This is a genomic window from Ruegeria marisrubri (assembly GCF_001507595.1).
GTDB lineage: Bacteria > Pseudomonadota > Alphaproteobacteria > Rhodobacterales > Rhodobacteraceae > Ruegeria > Ruegeria marisrubri.
In genome coordinates, this window is record NZ_LQBQ01000001.1 from 886583 (window position 1) to 908650 (window position 22068).

General features: G+C 62.5%; 19 protein-coding genes. 12 read left to right on the plus strand and 7 right to left on the minus strand.

Annotation, left to right across the window (positions count from 1 at the left end):
* Positions 1-135 precede the first annotated feature (135 nt).
* On the plus strand, positions 136-1701 hold the full coding sequence (locus tag AVO45_RS04225) for a bifunctional aminoglycoside phosphotransferase/ATP-binding protein (RefSeq protein ID WP_157770092.1): 1566 nt from the start codon (positions 136-138) through the stop codon (positions 1699-1701).
* A gap of 97 nt (positions 1702-1798) precedes the next feature.
* Here AVO45_RS04225 and AVO45_RS04230 read toward each other — a convergent pair whose 3' ends face one another.
* Positions 1799-3436, minus strand: a complete 1638-nt coding sequence (locus AVO45_RS04230; RefSeq protein ID WP_068344717.1) for a thiamine pyrophosphate-binding protein — start codon at positions 3434-3436, stop codon at positions 1799-1801.
* 134 nt (positions 3437-3570) lie between these two features.
* Between AVO45_RS04230 and AVO45_RS04235 the strand changes: the two genes are divergently transcribed.
* The gene (locus tag AVO45_RS04235; RefSeq protein ID WP_068344625.1) at positions 3571-4026 is read left to right on the plus strand and encodes an Lrp/AsnC family transcriptional regulator; all 456 of its coding nucleotides are present in this window, start codon (positions 3571-3573) and stop codon (positions 4024-4026) included.
* Positions 4027-4119: 93 nt separating this feature from the next.
* Here AVO45_RS04235 and AVO45_RS04240 read toward each other — a convergent pair whose 3' ends face one another.
* On the minus strand, positions 4120-5595 hold the full coding sequence (locus tag AVO45_RS04240) for an NAD-dependent succinate-semialdehyde dehydrogenase (protein WP_068344626.1): 1476 nt from the start codon (positions 5593-5595) through the stop codon (positions 4120-4122).
* Position 5596: 1 nt separating this feature from the next.
* Positions 5597-6874 carry a 4-aminobutyrate--2-oxoglutarate transaminase gene (locus AVO45_RS04245; RefSeq protein WP_068344627.1) on the minus strand — a complete coding sequence of 426 codons (1278 nt, stop codon included), beginning with the start codon at positions 6872-6874 and terminating at the stop codon, positions 5597-5599.
* Positions 6875-7026: 152 nt separating this feature from the next.
* On the opposite strand from AVO45_RS04245, the gene AVO45_RS04250 reads away from it, so the two are divergent.
* Complete coding sequence (locus AVO45_RS04250) at positions 7027-7593, plus strand: cupin domain-containing protein (protein ID WP_068344628.1); 567 nt, start codon at positions 7027-7029, stop codon at positions 7591-7593.
* A 13-nt stretch (positions 7594-7606) separates the two neighbouring features.
* Here the strand turns inward: AVO45_RS04250 and AVO45_RS04255 are convergent, their stop codons facing one another.
* From AVO45_RS04255 to AVO45_RS04265, 3 genes are all read right to left on the minus strand, one after another.
* Complete coding sequence (locus AVO45_RS04255; protein WP_205627843.1) at positions 7607-9055, minus strand: aldehyde dehydrogenase family protein; 1449 nt, start codon at positions 9053-9055, stop codon at positions 7607-7609.
* Between the two features lie 73 nt (positions 9056-9128).
* Positions 9129-10526, minus strand: a complete 1398-nt coding sequence (locus tag AVO45_RS04260) for an NAD(P)/FAD-dependent oxidoreductase (RefSeq protein WP_068344629.1) — start codon at positions 10524-10526, stop codon at positions 9129-9131.
* A 122-nt stretch (positions 10527-10648) separates the two neighbouring features.
* Positions 10649-11014 (minus strand): cupin domain-containing protein, encoded by a 366-nt coding sequence (locus AVO45_RS04265; protein WP_068344630.1) that lies wholly within the window; start codon positions 11012-11014, stop codon positions 10649-10651.
* Between the two features lie 188 nt (positions 11015-11202).
* Between AVO45_RS04265 and AVO45_RS04270 the strand changes: the two genes are divergently transcribed.
* The 7 genes from AVO45_RS04270 (at position 11203) to speB (AVO45_RS04300) (ending at position 18033) form a co-directional block, all read left to right on the plus strand.
* Positions 11203-12096 carry a LysR family transcriptional regulator gene (locus tag AVO45_RS04270; protein WP_068344631.1) on the plus strand — a complete coding sequence of 298 codons (894 nt, stop codon included), beginning with the start codon at positions 11203-11205 and terminating at the stop codon, positions 12094-12096.
* Positions 12097-12209: 113 nt separating this feature from the next.
* Positions 12210-13172, plus strand: coding sequence for an agmatinase (gene speB / locus AVO45_RS04275; RefSeq protein WP_068344632.1), 963 nt, complete (start codon positions 12210-12212; stop codon positions 13170-13172).
* Positions 13173-13193: 21 nt separating this feature from the next.
* On the plus strand, positions 13194-14273 hold the full coding sequence (locus AVO45_RS04280; protein ID WP_068344633.1) for an ABC transporter substrate-binding protein: 1080 nt from the start codon (positions 13194-13196) through the stop codon (positions 14271-14273).
* Between the two features lie 78 nt (positions 14274-14351).
* Positions 14352-15410: an ABC transporter ATP-binding protein gene (locus tag AVO45_RS04285; RefSeq protein ID WP_068344634.1), complete on the plus strand. Its 1059-nt coding sequence runs from the start codon at positions 14352-14354 to the stop codon at positions 15408-15410.
* A gap of 10 nt (positions 15411-15420) precedes the next feature.
* Positions 15421-16260 carry an ABC transporter permease gene (locus AVO45_RS04290; RefSeq protein WP_157770093.1) on the plus strand — a complete coding sequence of 280 codons (840 nt, stop codon included), beginning with the start codon at positions 15421-15423 and terminating at the stop codon, positions 16258-16260.
* On the plus strand, positions 16260-17045 hold the full coding sequence (locus AVO45_RS04295; RefSeq protein ID WP_068344636.1) for an ABC transporter permease: 786 nt from the start codon (positions 16260-16262) through the stop codon (positions 17043-17045). The genes AVO45_RS04290 and AVO45_RS04295 overlap by 1 nt, the downstream gene beginning before the upstream one ends.
* Before the next feature lie 28 nt (positions 17046-17073).
* Positions 17074-18033 (plus strand): agmatinase, encoded by a 960-nt coding sequence (speB, locus tag AVO45_RS04300; protein WP_068344637.1) that lies wholly within the window; start codon positions 17074-17076, stop codon positions 18031-18033.
* A 26-nt stretch (positions 18034-18059) separates the two neighbouring features.
* On the opposite strand, the gene AVO45_RS04305 is transcribed toward speB (AVO45_RS04300), so the two are convergent.
* Entirely contained in the window at positions 18060-19019 is a 960-nt protein-coding gene (locus tag AVO45_RS04305; protein WP_068344638.1) for an asparaginase, read from the minus strand.
* A gap of 296 nt (positions 19020-19315) precedes the next feature.
* Here AVO45_RS04305 and AVO45_RS04310 point away from each other — a divergent pair, with 296 nt between their 5' ends.
* Positions 19316-19654 carry a RidA family protein gene (locus AVO45_RS04310; protein ID WP_068344639.1) on the plus strand — a complete coding sequence of 113 codons (339 nt, stop codon included), beginning with the start codon at positions 19316-19318 and terminating at the stop codon, positions 19652-19654.
* Between the two features lie 618 nt (positions 19655-20272).
* Positions 20273-22068 (plus strand): pectate lyase family protein (locus tag AVO45_RS04315; RefSeq protein WP_068344640.1); only part of this gene is annotated, 1796 nt, incomplete at its 3' end.

The window sequence follows — 22068 nt, forward strand, 5'->3', positions numbered from 1 at the left end:
TTTTTCCAGTCGCCACTTTCCTTCTGATGATAGCGCAGTCGCCCGCAAAGCTAGCACTCTGAATTCTTCAAGACCTTGATCTTGCACAATGTGTGCGCCTCAGCGGCCCCCTATGATAGACTTGCGGTCTATTTGTTGCGCTTCGGAAAAGCTGGAGAAACGGGCATGCCGGAGACCCATGAAGGCGCCACCAATCCTGCGTCGGCAATCGGATTCCTGTCGGACCCCGCAACTCATGGCGGGACTCCGGTCGAGCGTGTGGACACGCATATTTCGCACATTTTCCTGACAAGCAAAGAGGCATACAAACTCAAAAAACCGATCAAGACCAACTTTCTTGATTTCAGCACGTTGGAAAAGCGCGAAGCCGCATGCCGGCGTGAGCTCGAGGTGAACCGTGCGGTCGCCGAAGAAATCTATCTGGATGTAGTCCCGATCACCCGGCGCGATGGCGGGCTGCATCTTGGCGGCTCCGGCGACATTGTGGACTGGGTCGTGCGAATGCGCCGGTTTGACCGCACGAAGGAGTTCGACCGGCTTGCCGAACGTGGCGCGCTGGACGTCCCTCTTGCAGAGGCCTTGGCCGATGTCGTTGCTCGAATGCACCGGGATGCACCGGTCACGCCGGAATATGGCGGGGCCAAAAGGGTCGCGGCTACGATCAGGCAAATCACCGAAGCAATCTCGACCTCACCGGCAGCTGCGAGACTGAAAAATGATCTGGATGCCTGGGCATCAGAGGCCATGCCAACCCTGTCGCGCCGCGCACCGCAGCTGGATTCACGCCGCCGCCACGGCTATGTGCGGCGATGCCACGGCGACCTCCATCTTGGTAACATTTGCTTGGTAAAAGGCCGCCCAACGCCCTTTGACGCGATCGAATTCAACGAGGAAATGGCATCGACCGACGTGATCTACGACATCGCGTTCGTCGTGATGGACATGCTGGAGCGCGGTCTGCGCGAGCAGGCGAATGCGTTCCTGAGTCGCTATCTGGCTGCGACCCGCGACTATTCAGGGCTGAGCCTGTTGCCGCTCTTCCTCTCGATGCGGGCGGCAGTACGTGCCTTGGTCGCTGCCTCCCGCGACACGCCCGACAGCCATGAACCCGATGCGCGAGAGCGTTTGGCATTCGCACTCGATTGCCTCAGACGGCGAACGACACCACGCGTCATTGCGATGGGAGGTTTGTCGGGATCCGGAAAATCCACGGTGGCGCGGCTTGTCGCTCCGCGGATCGATACCGGGCTTGGCGCCGTCGTCCTGCGTTCGGATGTGGCCAGAAAACACTTGTTCGGGGTTCCCCCCGAACAGAAATTGCCGGACGAGGCCTATCGCCCCGAAACAAGCGCGCGCGTCTACAATCGTCTGCTGCGCGATGCCGGGCACACCCTGCGTCACGGGTTTCCGGTGTTGCTCGATGCGACATTCTTGTCACCGGAAGAGCGCAAGAATGTACGACTGTTGGCAAAAAGAAACTGCGTCCCCTTTTCGGGCATCTGGCTGGAGTGTGATCCCGACCTTCTGCGCACAAGGGTTCGCAACCGCGAAGGAGACGTCTCGGACGCCGGCGTCAGGGTGCTGGACAAGCAACTGGCCTTGCATGTGTCCCCGGACGACTGGATACATGTTTCCTCCGAAATTTCGCCGGACGAAACCGCATCGCGGGTACTATCGGCACTGAATCATTCCGCGGGTTGAGCCTCCGGCAAAGAGCCGCCGGAGATAGCACAGATCCGTCACAGCTTGCCCGGGCAAACCCTTGGCTCCCCCGGGCAGCGGAATCGGCGACAGGGCTTCAGCGGATGGCGATTTCGATCAGCGACGGCCCATCACGTTCCAATGCTTCGGCGACGGCCTTGGCGATGGCCTCTGGTGTCCCGGCCTCGCAACTTGGAACCCCCATCGAGCGCGAAAGCGCCTGGAAGTCGATTGCCGGGTCCTCGACGTTCATCCCCACGAACCGTCCCGCCACCGCATTCTTGCAGCCAAGATCCTTGGCCACCCGCTGCAGCACGTCGTAGCGGCGGTTGTTGAACACGATGAAGACGACCTTCTGCCGGTAATGCGCCGCACTCCACAGGGCTTGCGGAGAATACATGGCTCCGCCGTCGCCGACGAAAGAGAAGACCGGCCCGTCATGTGCAATCGCCGCGCCGACCGAGGCAGGCATCGAGCAACCCAGAACGCCGCCACGGGCAAAGAAATACCGCCCGGGCGATGCCTCGATCAGGTCGTTCACCGCGCCAAATGTCGCCGCACTGTCATTCGAAATCAGGGCACCCTCGGGCATTGCCCGCAGCACCGACAGCACCGCCGCATCCGGGGTCAGCGGTTGTTCGTCCGCCGCCGCCTCGATCTGCGCTGCAAGCTTGGCGCGATGCTCTGCGCGTGCCTTGGCCCTCTGCTCTGCCCGCACGGCCAATGCAGCGGCATCAACCCGTGGCGCCAACGCCTCGGCCACGGCACCAAGCGTCAAACCGATGTCACCGACCAACGCCATGTCGGCCGGGAACTCGCGCCCCGAGGCCGATGCGGTCTGCGTGACGTGATACAGCTTTGCCCCCTCGGGCAAGGGGTGCACGTCGCGATAGGGATAGGCGATGAAGGCACGACCACCGGCGACCAAGACGGCCTCGCAGTCTTTCAACCGCTCACGGATCACGGCAAAGTCGGCTTTCAGCACCCCGTCCCACCACGGGTTGGACCCCGGAAACGCGGTGCGCGAGCCGACCTGAGTGCCGAACACCCGGAATCCGCCGGTTTCGGCCAGTGCCACCAAACCATCAGCCGCATCCGCCGGCAGGTCATCTCCCATCAGGATCGCAACCCTTTCGGGATCATGCGCAGCAAGGCGTTCTGCCAAGGCAGCCGCATCGGGGGAAGCGCCGAAATGCGGCTCAGCCGATTTTGGTGGCACCGGTCCTTCGACCGGCATTTCCAGCACGTCCATCGGCAGGGACAGGAACACCGGCCCCGTCGGTGGCGTCATCGCCAGCGCAAAGGCCCGGCGCAGAGCCGGCCCCACGTCCTCGGGGCGGTGGATCTCGGTCGCCCACTTGGTCAGGGGCGCCGCGATCGAGACCAGATCACCCGACAGCCACGGATCGCTCATCAGGTGGCGCGTGTCCTGCTGCCCGGCGGTGATCACCAGCGGCGTACCAGAAGCCTTCGAGGCCACCAGCACGCCCATCGCATTGCCAAGCCCTCCGGCCGCATGCAGGTTGACGAATCCCGGCCGCCGCGCCGCCAGGGCCCAGCCATCCGCCATGCCAAGCGCGGTCGCCTCCTGCAGGCCCAGCACATAGGTCAGGTCGGGTGCATCCACCAGCGCGTCCAGCAGCGGCATCTCAGTCGAGCCGGGATTGCCGAAGATATGCGTGACACCCTCGTCGCGCAGGATTTCCAGAAGAACATCTCGGGCCAGTCGTGCCATTTCATGCCTCATGTTTTGGTTGTCCGGCAATCCATAGCCGGGCGCGCGCGCTATTTGCGGCTTTTCTTGCGCCAAAATGCCCGTTATCTTGCAATCTGATTGCCCAGGAATCCGCAAACGAGCAACAAAAACCCATGGACCACATCGACCGCAGCATACTGCGCCAATTGCAGGCTGATTCTTCGATCTCGAACCAGGATCTGGCCGCAAAGGTGGGGCTGTCGCCCTCGCCCTGCCTGCGCCGGGTGCGCGCGCTGGAGGCCTCGGGCGCGATCCGGGGCTATGTGGCGCTGGTGGACGGCGAAAGCGTCGGCGCAGGCTTTCGGGCCTTTGTCGAAGTTCGGCTGGAAAAACAGTCCGAAGCGTTCTCGAACACCTTCGAGAGCACGATCCTGCGCCGCGACGAAGTTCTTGAATGTTCTTTTATTACAGGTGACTACGACTACTTGCTAAAGGTCGCGGTCGAGGACATTACGGCGTTCCACAACTTCATGACGCAGGTTCTGGGGCGGCTGCCGGGGGTGGCAAATACCCGCACAATGATCCCGGTGAAACGGATCAAGGAAACAACCGCGCTGCGCATCGCCTGACGGCAATCGGCACGGGCCGGCAACGGGTCACTTCGTCTTCATTTGAGGAAATGCCGCGCCGCCCGGCCAGACCGAAACGGCGCGGTGAGGGGATTATCCGATCCCGCCGAGACACATGTACTTGATCTCGAGGAAATCGTCGCAGCCGTATTTCGAGCCTTCCCGGCCAAGACCCGACTGCTTGATGCCGCCAAAGGGCGCCACTTCGGTCGAGATCAGCCCGGTGTTGACGCCGACCATGCCGGTCTCCAGCCGCTCGCCCACGCGCCAGATGCGGCCGATGTCGCGGCTGTAGAAATAGCCGGCCAAGCCAAACTCGCTGTCATTGGCCAGACGCACGACGTCGTCTTCATCCTCGAAGCGGATCAGCGGGGCCAGCGGGCCAAAGGTTTCCTCGCGCGACACCACCATGTCCGGGGTCACGCCCGTCAACACCGTGGGCTGGAAGAAGGTCCCACCCAGATCGGAACGGGCACCGCCCTCGATCACCTCGGCACCCTTTTCCAGCGCGTCGGCGATATGCGCCTCGACCTTTTTCACGGCCGCTTCGTTGATCATCGGCCCGGTGGTCACGCCTTCGGCGAAACCGTCACCAACGTTCAGGGCCTGAACGCGCTCTTTCAGCTTGGCGGCGAAAGCGTCATAGACACCGGCCTGCACATAGATCCGGTTGGCGCAGACGCAGGTCTGGCCGTTGTTGCGGAACTTGGCGATCATCGCGCCTTCGACCGCCGCATCAAGATCGGCGTCGTCAAAGACGATGAACGGCGCGTTGCCACCCAGTTCCAGCGACATTTTCTTGATCGTGTCCGAGCACTGCCGCATCAGGATCTTGCCCACGCGGGTCGAGCCGGTGAAGGTGATCTTGGCGACCTTTTCGTTGGCGCAAAGCTCCTGCCCCACCCCGGCTGCGTCCGTGCTTGGGATCACGTTGAAGGCACCGGCCGGGATGCCCGCGCGCTCGGCCAGAACCGCCATGGCCAGCGCCGACAGAGGCGTCAACTCGGCCGGGCGGGCAACGAAGGTGCAGCCCACCGCCAAAGCCGGAGCTACCTTGCGCGCGATCATCGCGTTCGGGAAGTTCCACGGCGTGATCGAGCCCACGACACCCACCGGCTGCTTCAGCACCACGATACGCTTGTCGCGCTGGTGGCCGGGGATGACGTCGCCATAAACGCGCTTGGCCTCTTCCGCGAACCATTCGATGAACGAGGCGCCATAGAGGATTTCCCCCCGTGCCTCGGGCCAGGGCTTGCCCATTTCGGCGGTCAGGATGGTTGCCAGATCGTCGACATTTTCGACCATCAGGTCGAACCACTTGCGCAGCACGGCGGCGCGTTCCTTGCCGGTCCACTCGGCCCAGCCCGCCTTGGCATCATACGCCGCGTCAATCGCTGCCCTGGTGTCGGCCACGTCCAGATCGGCGACATGGGCGACGACCTCGCCATTGGCGGGATTCGTCACGGCGAAGGTCGTGTCATTTTCAACCCAACAGCCGTTTACATAGGCGCGGGTCTCCAGCAGAGACGGATCCTTGAGGTTCAGCGGCTTCACGTTCTGGTCCAGCATCTCAGCCCCCTTTCACCGCGTCCACCGATGCCTCGAGAATGTCCATCGCCTCGGCAAAGATCTCGTCCGGGATGGTCAGCGGCGCAAGGAAACGAATGACGTTGCCATAGACTCCGCAGGTCAGCAGAACGAGACCGCGCTCGAGCGCCTCGGCACGGATGGCATTGGCCATGTCGGGGTTCGGGGCGCTGCCATCGGCGGTGTTGAACTCGGCCGCCACCATGAAGCCCGGGCCGCGGATGTCCACCAGTTCCGGCGTGCGCTCGGCAATCGCGGCAAGCCGCTGCTTGAGCCGCGCGCCCAGTTCGTTGGCGCGGGCGCAGAGGTCTTCCTCTTCGATCACGTCCATCACCGCGTGCGCGGCCGCGATACCCAAGGGGTTGCCGCCATAGGTGCCACCCAGACCTCCGGGCTGGGCCGCGTCCATGACGTCGGCGCGTCCGGTCACGGCCGCCAGAGGCAGACCGCCCGCCAGGCCCTTGGCCATTGTGGTGATGTCCGCGGCCACGTCATAGCCTTCCATCGCGAACAGGTGGCCGGTGCGGGCAAAACCTGTCTGTACTTCGTCGGCGATCATCAGGATGCCGTGCTGATCGCACAGCGCGCGCAGCCCACGCATCAGTTCGGCCGGAGCCGGATAGAACCCGCCCTCGCCCTGAACAGGCTCGATGATGATGGCGGCAACGCGCTCGGGGTCCAGATCGGCCTTGAACAGCTTTTCGATCGCCCCCAGCGCATCGGCGGCATTGGTGCCATGCAGCTCGACCGGGAACGGAACGTGGAACACGTCCGGCATCATCGCGCCAAAGCCCTTCTTGTAGGGCGCGACCTTGCCGGTCAGCGACATGCCCATGAAGGTGCGGCCATGGAATCCGCCGCCAAATGCGATGACGGCCGGACGACCGGTCGCTGCACGGGCGACCTTGATGGCGTTCTCGACGGCTTCGGCACCGGTGGTGACGAAGATGGTCTTTTTCTCGAAATCGCCCGGAACCTTCTCGTTCAGCCGCTCGGCGAGGCGGACATAGTTCTCGTAAGGCAGAACCTGGTGGCAGGTATGGGTGAAATTCGCCATCTGGCGCTGCACCGCGTCCATCACCTTGGGGTGGCAGTGGCCGGTATTCACGACAGCGATCCCGGCGGCAAAGTCGATATAGCGGCGCCCTTCAACGTCCCAGACCTCGGCGTTCTTGGCGCGCTCCACATAAATCTGGGTCTGCATCCCGACACCCCGGGAAATGGCCGCCTCGCGGCGTTCTGCAATCTGTGCGTTGGACATGACATTTCCTTTCGCGAATGTCGGGCCGGCGGCCCTTGTTTCTTGATCCGCGAACAGTAGAGGGTTGGGGTATCGCTTAAAAGTCTGTTTCTTGATTGGCATAACTCATTGTTTTGTTTATTTTGGTTCACCCAACGTTGAGGATATCGAACATGGCGAACACTCTTGACGAGGATCTGGAACTGGGATTGCGGCTGCGCGCCTTGCGCGAACGGGCTGGGCTGTCGCAGCGTGCTCTTGCAAAGCGCGCCAACGTGACCAATTCCACGATTTCGCTGATCGAATCCGGCAAGACGAACCCCTCGGTAGGCGCGTTACGGCGGATTCTGGATGGCATACCGGTCAGCCTGTCCGAGTTCTTTGCCTTCGAGCCGGAGCCGGAGAAAACCGTGTTCTACGCGGCAGAGGATCTGACCGAGATCGGCAAGGGCGGGGTTTCGCTGAAACAGGTCGGCACCAACCTTTTCGGCCGGGCGATGATGATCCTGATGGAAACCTACGAGGTGAACGCGGACACCGGCCGCGTCATGTATGGACACGAGGCCGAGGAAGGCGGCATCGTGATCTCGGGCCGGATCGAGGTAACGGTGGGCGACCAGCGAAAGATTCTCGGACCGGGTGACGCCTATTACTTCGACAGCCGCACGCCGCACCGGTTCCGTCAGGTCGGCCCCGAGAAATGCGTCATCGTCAGCGCCTGCACGCCGCCGACATTCTGACCGGAGCGCTGCTTCAGGCCGGAGACAGGATGTGTTTCACGCCCTGGTACCCGGACAGGCCCCAAGGCCCCAATTCGCGGCCGATACCGCTGGCCTTGAAGCCGCCCCAGGCGGAGTCCGGGTATACGATCTGGGGCGTGTTGATCCAGATCTGGCCGGCCTCGATCCGGTCGGCGATAGCCTTGCCGCGGTCCCAGTCATCGGACACCACCGATCCGACAAGGCCATAACCGGTGTCATTTGCGATCGCTATGGCCTCTTCAACCGTCCCGAAGGTCGTTGTCGCCAGCACCGGGCCAAAGATTTCTTCGCGCCAGATCGCGTGATCGTGGGGCACGTTCCGGTAAATTGTGGGCTGGATGAAGTTCCCGGACCCAAGGTCCAATCCGCCGCCCCCGGCAACGCAGTCCAGTCCATCCACCTTGGCCTTTGCCAGGTAGTCGAGGACCTTGTGGTATTGCGCGCGGGTCGTGATCGGCCCCATCTCGGCGCCCTCGTCAAAGGGCGAACCGACTTTGATGCCGCGCGTCCTCTCGACAACAGCCTCGATCAAGGCAGGCTCGATCGACCGATCCACGATCAGCCGCGAGGTGGCCGAGCAGATCTGGCCGCAATTGAAGTAAATCCCGCCAATGATGCATTCGACCGCCTGTTCGATATCCGCATCCGCCGTCACGATGATCGGCGATTTGCCCCCCAGTTCCAGCGCGACAGGCAGGCAACGCGGTGCCACCGCAGCCATCACCTTGGCGCCGATCATGTTCGATCCGGTAAAGGAAATCTTGCGCAGCTCGGGCGCCGAGGTCAGGGCAATGCCGACCTCTGCCCCGCCGGTCACGATGTTCAGAACGCCGGCTGGCAACCCGATCTCTTCGGCAATATCGGCATAGACCAGTTCGATCAGCGGCGTCATTTCCGAGGTCTTCATCACCGCCGTGCATCCCGCCGCCAGTGCGGGCGCGATCTTCCATGCGCTGGTCACCAGCGGAAAGTTCCACGGAACGATCAGCCCGACCGGCCCGACCGGCTCGTGCCGCACCAACCCGAAATGCTCGCCGCCTGCGTGGTCCACCCGCGCATTCTGTCTGGCATCGAGCGTATCGGCGAGGCTGGCATAATAGTCGAAGGTGGCAATCGCGTCGCCGACATCGATCTCGGCCTCGACGCGCGGCTTGCCGTTGTTGCGCATCTGAAGCGCGACCAGCGCATCTTGCCGGGCTTTGAGACCACGGGCAAAGCCACGCAGGAATTCGGCGCGGGTAGCGCTGTCGGTGTCTTTCCATGCTGCAAAGGCCGATGCAGCGGCAGCAGAGGCATCCGCTACATCCTGCGCGTTTCCTGCCGGAACCGCCGCAAAACGCGCGTTGGTCGACGGGTCATGCACATCCAGCAGCGCCGCGCCCTCGTCCGAACGCCATTCGCCGTTCACAAATATGCCTGTCTTTCGGTCCAGCAAGTTCACGGCCGGGTCTCCGTAGTTGTTTGGGCCGCCCCCTTGGGGCGCGGCACAAAGTGGTGAATTGAACGAAGCCGTCTCAGACCAGCGGAAAGCCCAGCTTGGTGACGCCCTTCAGCCAGAGGTTCCGCCAGCCGCCTTTCTTGTCGGCGGTATCCATCGCATACATGGTGATCTGTGCGCCGATATGGCGGAATGGCTCGGGCGGGATCCAGTTCGGCATGGTCCTTGCGAACTCCATCTCGAGCTCGGGCCTGTCGCTGCCGAACAGCTTGGCCAGACCGAACTCGGCGCCGAACCGGCTGGTCGAGACGCCGAAGCCGGAATACCCCCCGGCATAGACCGCCTTGCCTCCGAAATAGGTCTGGAAATGCACCGCCATCCGCGTGGTCAGGCCAATCGGCCCGCTCCAGGCGTGGCTGAACCGCAGGTCATCAAGCTGCGGGAAGGTGCGGAAAAAGGCGTCCGCAAGGTTCTCGTAGGGCTCGGGGGTGCGGTCGAGTTCAGGGTCGCGCGGGCTGTTCATGAAATAGCCCAGCCGGCCGCCGAACAGAATCCTGTTGTCCTTGGTCAGGCGCATGTAGTTGAGCTGTGTGCGGGTGTCATAGACGCCCTGCCGGCTGGCCCAGCCGATCCGCGCCATCTGCTCGTCGCTCAGTGGTTCGGTCATCAGTACCCGGTCGCGGACCATGGCGACACGGCTGCGGATCTTCTTGTGCCCTGCCGCAAAGGCGTTGGTGCAGAGCAGCACCTTGGGTGTATGCACCTCGCCGTCGCGGGTGACGACGCGCAGGTGACTGCCTTCGTCCTCGATCCGCTTCATCGGGCATTGTTCGTACAGCCGCACACCCAGCGACAGCGCCGCGTGCTTCAGCCCCCAGGCCAGTTTCGCCGGATGCACCGTGCCGCTGTTCTTTTTCGACCAGAGCGCGCCATGGAACAAAGGGGAATTCAGTTGCTTGCGGGTCGCTTCACGATCCAGCAGTTCGACGTCGTGGCCATGGACCTCGTGCAACTCGTATTCCTCGCGCACCACGTCGATGTGGTCCTCGCTGACGGCCACGGTCAACTCGCCATTCCATTCGGCGTCGCAGTCGATCTTGTGGCGCTGCAGCGTGTCGAGAAAGCCCCGCATGTTGGCATGGCCCAACTGCTCCAGCCGCTCCAGATCGTTCGGGAAAACCCGCACCGCATTGTGCAGCCCGTGCATGACCGAGGTCGAGACGATGCCACCAGGCCGGCCCGAGGCGCCATAGGCAACCTTTTCCGCCTCGATCAGCACGACGTCGAGACCGGGATCGGCCTCCTTGGCCTGAATCGCCGCCCAAAGGCCGGTGAATCCGCCGCCGACAATCAGCAGATCGGCATCGGTGCGGCCGATCAGTTGCGGCTCGATCGCGGGAACCTCGCCATTGCCGTCCAGCCAGAAAGGAAACAGGGTCACGTCCCGTAGTGCGGTTTTGCTGAGCTCTGTCATCTCTTCGGTCTCGTGCCGTAGTCGTCTTTTGTCGCCCGGCGGCAGAACGGAAAAGTCGGTCTGCGCCGGGCCAGGATCGGCCGCCTTGCGGGTGCGCCACAGCGGCCGGGGAGTTCGCGTCGTCAGTCGTTGTAGATCACGTAGATCTTGCGCAGGGTCTCGAGCACCTCGAAACGGCCTTCGAACCCCTTGGGCACAATATAGCTGTCGCCGGGGCCGAATTCATGCACCGTGCCATCGGGATCGGTCAGCGCGACCTTGCCCGACAGGACCAGGCAGAACTCGTTCGTGTCGGGATAGCTGAGCGTTTCGGCATAGGGCGTGCATTCCCAGGTGCCGACCAGGAACTTGCCGTTCTCGGTCTCATAGTGCAGCGCGCCGGTTTCCTCGGCCTTGCCCGAGAGAACCGCCTCGGCCGGGACGACCGAGCAGGCTTCGAGCGGGCCATTGCTCAGGCCGTCTTTGGAAAGTGCGATAACGGAGGACATCAGGTTGTTTCCCTTGTTTCTTTCCGGCGCAAGTTGTCGCCGGTTGTTGCCTGTTCACCTGCACCCGCCCACGCTCAACACAGGAGGCGCGGCATGGCACGGATCGTCTGCTGACCCAGGCTAGGGATAATCGCGCCGCCTAAAATAACGCTTTGCAATACGATACATTTGGTGATTTCAATGCATCCATGAAGATCTCGGGCTCTGACATCCACCTGCTGACCGTTTTCGATAGTGTCGTGCGAAACAACGGCTTTTCCGCCGCGCAGGCGGAGCTGGGACTCAGCCAGCCGACGATTTCCAACCATATCACCGCGCTCGAAAAGCGGCTGGGGGTAAAGCTGTGCCAGCGTGGGCGGCGCGGCTTTCTGCTGACCGAAAAGGGCCGGATGGTGCATCAGATCAGCCAGGACCTGCTGGAAACGCTGGACGCACACTCTAGCGAACTGGCCGCGCTCAAGAGCAATCTGGTCGGGCGGCTGAAAGTGGCGGTGGTGGATTGCGTTGCCACCGACCAGAACATGAAGCTGCCCGAGGCGATCAACAGGCTGGCCGAAACCGCCCCCGCCATCCGGCTGGAACTGAGTGTTGAACGGCCGCAAAACATCCTGAGCGGCGTTGCCAGCGGCGAGTATCACGTTGCGCTCGGCGGCTTCGACAACCGGATCAACGGGCTGGAATACGAAGACCTCTACGAAGAACATCATGCGCTTTTTTGCGGCAAGGCGCACCCTCTGTTCGAACTCCCGGACGAGGAGATCACCCAGGAAATCGCCTACGCACACCCTTGGGTGCATCGCGGTTATTGGAGCCGCCAGCGCCAGAAAACCTTTATGCAAGTCGATGCAGACCGGATCGCGCATCATATCGAGGCGCAGTTGATCCTCATCCTCAGCGGCAGTTATCTGGGGCTGCTGCCGGTTCACCACGCCGCCATTTACGAGGCATCCGGGCGGCTGCGCCGCCTGCCCATGACCAACGACGATTTCACGTCGAAGATTCAAATGGTCACCAGATCGGGGCACAAGCAAAAGGTCATCGCATTCTTTTGCGATGCTCTGCGCCAGCAATATTCCGGCTGATACATTTGCCCAGACAAATGCATTCGTTGACGCCCTGATATTTATGGGCCCTGCCATCGTGCACTAGCGTTTTCGGAACCTGCCAACCTGCCTTGTCAGAAAAGGGTCTCCGGATGCGCGACAAGCCCACACCCCCGTTCAATCAACCTCTTGGCGGCAACGCCATGCCGCGTTTCGGCGGGGACGCCACCATGATGCGGCTGCCGTCGCAGAAGACGGCCGAAGGGCTGGACGCCTGTTTCGTGGGCATTCCGATGGATATCGGCGCATCCAACCGGGCCGGCACCCGCCACGGGCCGCGCGCGATCCGCGCCGAAAGCTGTATGCTGCGCCCGTTCAACATGGCCACCGGCGCAGCCCCCTTTGCCAACATGCAGGTTGCCGATATCCGCGACATCGCGATCAACACCTTCGACCTGAAAAAGACCGTCGATATCATCACCGCCGGCTACAAGGACATTCTGACGAACGACGTCGTGCCCCTGACGCTGGGCGGCGACCACACCCTGACCTATCCGGTTCTGCGCGCCATCGCCGACAGGCACGGCCCGGTCGCCCTGATCCATGTCGATGCCCATGCCGATACCAATGACGAGATGTTCGGCGAGAAGATCGCGCATGGCACCCCGTTCCGCCGCGCCGTCGAGGACGGGCTGCTGATCAACGACAAGGTGTTCCAGATCGGCCTGCGCGGCACCGGCTATGCGCCCGGCGACTTCGACTGGGGCCGCGAACAGGGCTTCACCGTAATCCCGGCCGAAGAATGCTGGCACAAGTCGCTGGCCCCGCTGATGGAGGACATCCGCAGGCAGATCGGCGACGCGCCTGTCTATCTGACCTACGACATCGACAGCCTGGACCCGGCCTATGCGCCCGGCACCGGCACCGTCGAGATGGGCGGCCTGACCACCATTCAGGCGCTCGAGATCGTGCGCGGCTGCGCCGGCCTGAACATCGTCGGCGGCGATCTGGTCGAGGTCTCGCCCCCCTATGACCCCAGCGGCAACACGGCGCTGATCGGCGCCAATCTGCTCTACGAGATGCTCTGCGTTCTGCCCAAGAGCCAGACCGCATAAGCCACCAACAAGGAGGACCCCATGACCACTTCACTCACCCGCCGCCATTTCCTGGGCACGGTCGCCGCCGCCGGCGCCGCCACTCTCGCCGCCCCGTCGATTTCCCGCGCCGCATCGCGGACGCTCCGCGTCGGCACCTATGGCGGGTTCTTCGAGGACAGCTTCAAGGAATTCATCTACCCCGACTTCACCGCCGCGACCGGCATCGAGGTGCAGTCGATCGCGGTGCCGACCGGCGAGGCATGGCTGGTGCAGATCAAGAACGCCGCCCGCGCCAAGAGCGCCCCGACCGACGTGTCGCTGATGGCCGGCGTTCCGCGCAAGCGCGGGGCCGATCAGCAGCTGTTCAGGCGTCTGGATGACAGCAAGATCCCGAATCTCGCCAACCTGCCCGAACACTTCATCGAGCGTTACGACGACGGCTCGCTCTATGCGGCCGGCGCGGTGTCCTGGTACATCACGCTGTGCACCAACACAGACGAGATCGCGGACGAGCCGCAAAGCTGGAACGCGCTGTGGGATCCGGCCAACAAGGACCTGATCGGCCTGCTGGCCCTGCCCTCGAACTCGTACCTGCTGGAAATCACCGCAGCGACCCATTTCGGCGGCCCCGACATCCTGCAGACCCGCGAGGGCATCGAAAAGGTTTTTGCCAAGCTCGAGGAACTGGTTCCAAACGTCCGCCTCTGGTACCGCGACGAGGGCGCCTTCCAGCAGGCACTTCAGGACGGCGAGATCCCGATGGGCCAGTACTACCACGACGTGGCCGGGCTGGCCGCGGCCGAAGGCTTCCCGGTGCGTTCAACCTTCCCGAAAGAGGGCGGCGTGCTCGACTCGGGCTACTGGATCGTGCCGGAACACGCCGAGCCGGTCGACGAGGCGCATGAGTTCATCAACTACATCTGCCAGCCCGAGATTCAGGCCAGCCTGTCGCGCAATGTCGGCACCGCGCCGGTGATCGACCCGGCCCTGACCGACCTGACCGCCGAGGAACTGGCCGCCGTCAGCAGCAGCCAGGCACCGATCCTCCCGCAATACCACATCTACAAGGAACACGGGGAATGGATCTCTGACCGCTGGAACCAGATGATCGGCGGCTGAGCCATCCCTCTCTACACGCCCGTCCCCGTTTGATTTCGGGGGCGGGCGTACCCGCAATACCACCCGGAGACCCATGCCATGAGCGGCCTCGAAATCAGCAATGTAAGCAAGCACTACGGCGCGGTGACTGCCGTCAACGACGTCAACCTGCGGTTCAACAAGGGCGAGATGATCTGTTTCCTCGGCCCCTCGGGCTGCGGCAAGACCACCTTGCTGCGGATGATTGCGGGCCTCGAAGAGCCGACCAGCGGCACCATCCATTTCGAAGGCCGCGACCTGACCCACGTTCCGGTTCACAAACGCAATATCGGCATGGTGTTCCAGTCCTTTGCCCTGTTTCCGCACCTGAGCGTGGGCGAGAACATCGCCTATTCCATGAAGATCCGTGGCCATTCCCGCGCTGAGCGCGAGGACCGGGTGCGCGAGTTGCTCGACATGATCCACCTGCCGGGGATCGAGGATCGCCGCATCTCGCAACTGTCCGGCGGTCAGCGTCAGCGTGTGGCAATCGCCCGCGCCCTCGCGCTGAACCCCGAGATCTTCCTGCTCGACGAACCGATGAGCGCGCTGGACGCCAACCTGCGCGAAGCCATGCAGATCGAGCTGCGCAAGCTGCAGCAAGAGCTTGGCATCACCACCGTCGTCGTCACCCATGACCAGACCGAGGCGATGACCATGGCCGACAACATCGTGGTCATGGGCAAGGCCAAGGTTCTGCAAAGTGGCAAGCCGCTGGATATCTACAAGTCCCCCGTCGACAAGTTCGTTGCCGGTTTCATCGGTACTTCCAACCTGCTGCCCGCAACATTCTCGGGCAACGGCGCGGTGGGCTTCGGCGCGACCGACGTGAAATACTCAGCCGCCAACGGCAGTTTTGCCAATGGCGAGCAGGTTCTGCTGATGACCCGGCCCGAAGAGATCTTCGTGCACAAGGCCTCCGAGACACGGCCCGAGAACGCCATCGAAGGCACCGTGACCTTCGTGCGCGACATAGGCGCGACCATCGAGATCCTGGTGGACTGCAACGGATACGAGGTGATCTCGGTGCTCACCCCAAAAGACGACCCTGACGTGCATGTCGGCACGAAGGTCTTTGTCGAAATGCCGCCTGCCGCCTGCAGCGTTCTTGCCGCGTGACGTGACCGCCATGACCCGCAAAGCCCTCTCACAGGCCCTGCCCCTGATACCGTCATCGGTGATGATCGGTGTATTTTTCCTGATCCCCTTCGTCCTGATCCTGCTGGCCAGCGTCGCCACCCTGACCCCCGAAGGCGACATGGCCTATGGCTTCGACCTGTCGCATTTCGAGCGGTTCCTCAGTTGGTTCTACATCCAGCGCGCGCTGTTCTCGGCCGGCATGTGCGCGCTGATCGCGGTGCTCAGCCTGCTGATCGCCTTTCCCTTCACCTATATGCTGACCACCTTCTCGGACCGCGCCAAGAAGATCTGGCTGATCTACATTCTCGCGCAACTGTCGCTGTCCGAAGTGCTGATCGCCTTCAGCTGGCAGATCCTGCTGTCGCGCACCGCCGGGCTGGGCAACATCCTTGAATGGGTCGGCATCGCCGAGAAGTCCTTTGCCATGGCCCCCTCGGCCGGCGCGGTGATTGCGGCGCTGGTCTATCTGGCGGTGCCCTTCGCGGTGCTGCTGCTCTACCCCGCGCTCAGCCGCATGGATCGCAGCCTGATCGAGGCCGCGCGGACACTGGGCACCTCACCCCTGCGCAGCTTTTTCACCATCGTGATCCCGGTCAACCGCTCGGCCATCGTTTCCAGCAGCGTGACGATCTTCGTGCTGACACTGGGCGCCATCATCGTGCCGCAGGTTCTGGGCAGCCCCGAGCACTGGACGCTGTCCGTTCTGATCACCGACCAGGCGATCTTCAACTTCAACCTGCCCTTCGCCTCGGCGCTGGCGGTGGTGCTGCTGATCCTCAGCGCCAGCGTGATCGGCTTGGTGATGCGCTTTTCCGGAGGAGAGAAGTGATGAAGCTCCTGCGCAATTCCTACCTGGCCCTGTTTGCCATCTACCTCGTCGGCCCGATCCTTGTAATCACGGCCGTGTCGTTCAACGCCAAGAAGTTCCTGGCCTTTCCGCCGCGCGGCTTCTCGTTCCGCTGGTACGCCGAGATCTTCGTCGCAAACGACTGGTTCGCGGCGCTGATGAACTCCCTGCTGATCGCCGCCTGCTCGGCCTTTCTGGCGGTGCTGGTCGCGATACCCGTCTCTTACATGGCATGGCGGCACGGGCTGCGCTATGCCAAGGCGCTGTTCTCGTTGGGCATCGCCCCGTTCATCCTGCCACCGGTCATCATGGCGCTGGCCTTCCTGCTGTTCTTCGCCAATGTCGGCATGCACGGCTGGACCATCAACGTCATCATCGCCCACGCGATCTTTCTGCTGGCGCTGCCACTGGTCACCGTATCGCTTGGGCTGGAAAGCGTTGACATGTCGCTGATTGAGGCCAGCCAGACCATGGGCGCCGACAACGCAACGGTGTTCCGCACCGTGATCCTGCCGATCGCCGCGCCCTTTGCCTTTGCCGGTTTCGCCTTCTGCTTCGTGCTGAGCCTGAACGAATACATCATCGCCCTGATGACCGTGGGCTTCACCGTAGAAACCCTGCCGATCAAGATCTTCAACGCGCTGCGCTACGGCTATACGCCGGTGATCGCCTCGATCGCGGTTGTTTTCCTCGTCATCAACGTGCTGGTCTTCAGCCTGATTGCGAAATTCAGCAACCTGTCGCGTATTCTCGGCGCGATGGACTGACAGCCGCCCTCAGAAGGATACCCGAGACATGAGCATCAAAGACCTGCCACAGAATGACGTCGCCATCACCCGCGAGGAAATTCGCGGCATGATGGGAGAGGTCAGTTATGCCGGCGTCACCAGCTTTGCCCGCTGCAAATACACCAAGGACCTGACCGGCGTGGACGTGGCGATCTCGGGCGTGCCCTTCGATTGCTCAGTCACCCATCGCAGCGGTTCGCGCTTTGGCCCGCGCCAGATCCGCGAGATGTCGGCCATGCTGGCATGGGACGCCCCCTATGGCTGGCCCGTGAACCCGTTCGAGGCATTGTCGATCGTCGACTATGGCGACTGCCCCTTCGATCACGGCAAGATCCATGAGGTCCCCGCTGCCATCGAGCATCACGTCCGCACCATTCTCGAGGCCGGCGCCGCCTCGGTCATCATGGGCGGTGATCACTTCATCACCCTGCCGATCCTCAAGGCGCATGCCGAGAAACATGGCCCGGTTTCCTTCATCCAGTTCGACGCCCATTCCGACACCTGGGCCGATGACGACCCCGACCGGATCGACCACGGCACCTTCATGTATCACGCGGTCAAGCGCGGCTATGTGCAGCCCGCAAGCTCGGTTCAGGTGGGCATCCGCACCACCAACCCCGACCCTCTGGGCGTGAACACGCTGGATGCGCGGTTCGTACATGAACACGGGCCAGTCGCGACCGCGAAACGGATCAAGGAGATCGTCGGAGATACCCCGACCTACATCACCTTCGACATCGACGGGCTGGACCCGGCTTTCGCGCCGGGCACCGGCACCCCGGTTTTCGGAGGACTGACCTCGGGTCAGGTCGCGATCATCCTGCGCGACATTGCCGGGATCAACATCATCGGCGGCGACGTGGTCGAGGTCTCGCCCCCCTATGACACGTCGGGCGCAACGGCGGTTGCCGGGTCGCAGATCGTTCTGGAACTGCTGTGCCTTCTGGCCAACAAGCACGCGGCCTGACTGTACGGCACCAAGTATGAGGGACGTCAGGCGTCCCTCTTGCCGATTTCTCCGCAGACGGATCTGCCAAGCCACGCGCGCCTTTCCTCGGCGCCTTCGTGCATGGCCAGCGCATAGGCCAGCTTGGCATAGGCCGCCTCGACGGTCATGTCGCGCCCGTCGATCACGCCATGTTCACGCAGGATCGCAGCCGAGGCATAGGTTCCGAACGCCAGCCCGCCCTCGGGGCACTGGCTGACGGCGACGACCGGGATTTGCCTGACCTCGGCTATCTCCAGCGCGCGGCGCAGCTCGGCCGTATTCGGAACGGTTCCAGAGCCGTAACATCGCAGAACCACTCCGTCACAGGTCTCGACCGCGGCTTCCAGCACCTTGCCCGCCACACCCGGAGCCACCGCCAGCACCGCGATGGAATGCGCCCCGGCCTCGTGCAGCCTGAATTCCGCAGCCACGTGCCGCGGCGGGATGTCGCTCGGGTCTGCGGCAAAGGCGTCGAACGCCCGGGAATGCGATTTCCGCACCCGCGCCCCGTGCAAAAGCCGGCCCGCGAACTGAACCCAGACCCCGGCTGGCGCCGTCGTCGCCGCAATCAGCGCGTCGATCAGATTGCGCTCGCCATCGTTGCCCCTGACGGTCAGGGGCAGCATCGCGCCCGTCAGAACCACCGGCTTTGACAATCCGGCCAGCGCAAAGCAGAGGGCGCCAGCGCTATAGGCCATCGTGTCGGTCCCATGCGTGACGACGAACCCGTCGTAGCGGTCGTGATTTTCGTAAATGACCCCCGCGATGCGGTTCCAGTCGGCCGGGGTGGCGTTTGCGCTGTCGATCAGGGGTTTCAGCGCAATGATATCGACACGCTCGGGAATCCCGGGCTCGCCCACAAGGCTTTCGACGAACTCTTCGACAACGCCTGCCATGGGCGCGAACCCGTCTTTCGCCGCGACCATGCCGATCGTGCCACCTGTATGGATCAGGAGTATCGCCAATTTCCGCCCTTCCTTCTGTCGGTGCCGCACCTGCCCGGCCACAATCGTGGCAGCAGTGTCGAAAACTGCACTTATGGTAGCTTCCCGACCTCGCCTGTGCCATCCAGAGCATCTGGCCTCAAGTGCGTTCTCAATATCCGCATGGATCCGTCCCCGCAGCAGGCCCGGCGGTTCAACCAAACGGTGCTGCAAGCCCCTCCTGCGCCGTCAAGTTGTCACGCGGGTCTCGCATTCCCTAGAAATCCGGCCTAAGGGGGACAGGCCAGAAAACTCCAGAATACGAAGGACAGGTCAAAATGATCGAACGGCTCGAAACTTCGGCGCGCATGAGCAAGATCGTGAAACACAACGGCGTCGTCTATCTCTGCGGCCAGGTCGGCAGCGGCGCAACAGTCACCGAGCAGACACAGGATTGCCTTTCGCGCGTCGATGCGCTCTTGAAACAGGCCGGCTCCTCTCGGGAAAACATCCTGCAGGCCATCGTCTGGCTGGCGGACATGAAGGACTTCGACGAGATGAACGCGGTCTGGGATGCGTGGGTTCCCGAGGGTCACGCTCCGGCGCGTGCCTGCGGCGAAGCGCGGCTGGCCCGCGAAGAGCTCAAGGTCGAGATCATCGTGACGGCGGCGGTCTGACGGCTGCCATCCAGCTTGTTCAGCAGGGACCGCAGCTGAATCACGGAGAATCACCACCGGAAAACCATAGCCCGTGGCATGGCAGCCATCGGCGGGCTGTTGCTGATATTCCGCGCATGGCAGATGCTGTGGTGCTTGCGGTCACACACCGGCACTCGCAGCAGTGGGCGAGAATTTCCGCTGTTGCCGCCAATCGGCGCCACCCGCCCGTTCCAAGCTGGCTGCAAGTGCTCGAACCGGCCCCAATCCACCTGAAGGCTCGGGTCCGGGGCCGTTCGAGACCAAATTCAACCTACTGCAATTTGGCGACAAATTCGTCGCGCGGGCTTCAAATCATGGCCATTCGGGTCATCCATCTCGCCAAAAGACTTCTGCGCAGCATTTCAGACTCAAAGATGTCTTTGCGATGGATCATTTCATGCGGGCGTCGGCCAACACCCAACGCAGCGCGGATCAGGAGGTTTTGCGACGCGGCACCCTATGCTGGAAAAACTCTCGAAAATCTGCCATAATCCGCCAATTATTTCGGCGTCCCCCTCTTAGGCCGACCCAAGACCCAGTAAAGCAAAAATCAATTCAAACTCTCGGAACGACGCGGTTCCGAGTGAAGGGAGACTGATGGACGGTACTCTCTTGCAAACGGATTTGGCGTTTGATGGAGCAGAAGGTTTCGGCTCCGGTGCAGATGGCGGCCGCGGCGGTCAGATCGTGAAAGTCACGTCTCTGGCCGAGGAAGGCCCTGGAACGCTGAGATGGGCGCTGGAAGAGCTCGCGGGGCCACGGATCGTGGTTTTCGAGGTCAGTGGCCGTATCGACCTGACCGCACCGATCTACGTCAATGGGGACGTGACCATCGCGGGCCAGACCTCTCCGGAAGGCATCACCATAACGGGCGCCAAATTGCGCATTGTAGAAAGCGACGTCATCGTGCGGGGGATGCATTTCCGCCCCGGTGACGGTGAGGGTGACTCGGGCGATCAACGCGATGGGATTTCCATCGGCGGCCCGCTTCAAACCGTTGAAAACGTGATCGTCGACGGCAACTCGTTCAGTTGGTCCGTCGATGAGCTTGTCACGGTTTGGTATGGTGCGCGAAACATCACCCTTTCGAACAATATCTTTGCCGAAGCCTTGAAGAACTCGATTCACCCGAAGGGCGATCACTCGATGGGTGTGCTGATTGGCGACGGAAGCTCGAATGTTACCATCGTCCGAAACCTTTTCGCGCACAACGAATTCCGCAACGCAACCGTCAAGGACAACTCCACGGAAATCGAGTTCATCAACAACCTGATCTACAATTACGGAGACCGAGGTTTCCGAGGTCATTCGGAAATCACGGCCAACATCATCGGAAACATCTACCTTCCCGGCTCGGACACGGGAAACACTGCCGCCATCCAGTTGGTAGGACCGGGCGACGGCACGGCCTATTACCTGGACGACAACATCGCTGATGTCGATGGCGACGCTGTATCGACAATCTCTGACAGTCCGGTTTTCGCGCCGAGCAACGTGTCAGTCCTGCCATCGTCACAGGTGATGGACTACGTGCTTGCGAATGCCGGCGCGCGTTTCCCGTCTTTGGGGTCAATCGACGCGAGGATCATTCAGTCGGTGATCGATGGGACCGGAAACATCATCGACTCTCCCGACGACGTCGGCGGTTATGAAACCGTGGCGAACCCCCCACCCCCAAGCGATCGGGACAATGATGGTGTGCCGGACAGCCACGAAGAGGCTGTCGGCACCGATCCAGATGTTTTCGATGCCCATGATGACGTTGACGGCAACGGAATCTCAAACATCGAAGATTACATCAACGGGCTGATCCAAAGGGCCGACACGAACGGCCCATTCGTCCAATCGTCTGCAGCCGCCAACATCGGGCCCGCGCAAGCCGGAACGACGACCACCGGCGTCACCGTCACCTACGCCGACAACGAGGCCATCGACACCGCCACCATCGACGTCGGCGACATCACCGTCACCGGACCCGGCGGCGCGCTGTCAGTTACCGGCGTCAGCCTCGACACCGCAAACGACGGGACTCCGCGCACCGCCACCTATACGGTCGCGGCACCGGGCGGCAGCTGGGACAGCGCCGATGACGGCGCCTACACCGTCGCGTTGCTTGCCGGAGAGGTCGCCGACACCAGCGGCAATACCGTTGCAGCCAATGCCAACTTGACCGCCTTCAACGTCGACACCGTCGACACTATCATTCCTGTGGTCCAGAATATTTCAGCCCCCGACATCGGTGCCGCTGACCTCGGCAATAGCAGCACAGAAATTGCCATGGTTTTCGCCGACAACATCGCCATCGACACCGCCAGCATCGACGCCGGCGACATCACCGTCACCGGACCCGGCGGCGCGCTCTCGGTGACCGGCGTCAGCCTCGACACCGCCAG